The organism is Pseudomonas sp. 05N432, assembly GCF_056396945.1.
The window spans coordinates 1-452 of sequence record NZ_JBFTMM010000087.1 but is presented as its reverse complement, the minus strand read 5'-3'; the positions used below and the strand labels follow the sequence as shown (position 1 = coordinate 452).

Sequence of the window (452 nt, the reverse complement as noted above, 5' to 3'; positions counted from 1 at the left end):
CTGCTGGTCGAGATTGCGCCGTGCTCGTCGCTCATGGTGTAGCTGAGCGTGACACTGGCCGTGGCGCCTTGCGCCAGGTGATCAAAATCGCTTCCCGGATTGAACTGCAACTGGTTGCCGACCACGCTGGCACTGCCCTGGTTTGCCGGYGCACTGGCGCTGACCAAGGWGAATGCATGGCCGTCGTCGACGTCGGTGTCATTGGCCAGCACGTCGATCGTCAGGGTCTGGTTTTCCGTACCGGCGGCCGTATCGGCCACCGCCACCGGCGCGTCGTTGGTACCGGTGATGGTCACGTCTACGCTGCTGGTCGAGATTGCGCCGTGCTCGTCGCTCATGGTGTAGCTGAGCGTGACACTGGCCGTGGCGCCTTGCGCCAGGTGATCAAAATCGCTTCCCGGATTGAACTGCAACTGGTTGCCGACCACGCTGGCACTGCCCTGGTTTGCCGG

At 63.3% G+C, this 452-nt stretch carries 1 protein-coding gene; it reads right to left on the bottom strand.

Annotation, left to right across the window (positions count from 1 at the left end):
- Nucleotides 1–452: Ig-like domain-containing protein (locus AC1DHT_RS29355; protein WP_477761605.1), on the bottom strand; the 452-nt coding region annotated here is incomplete at both ends.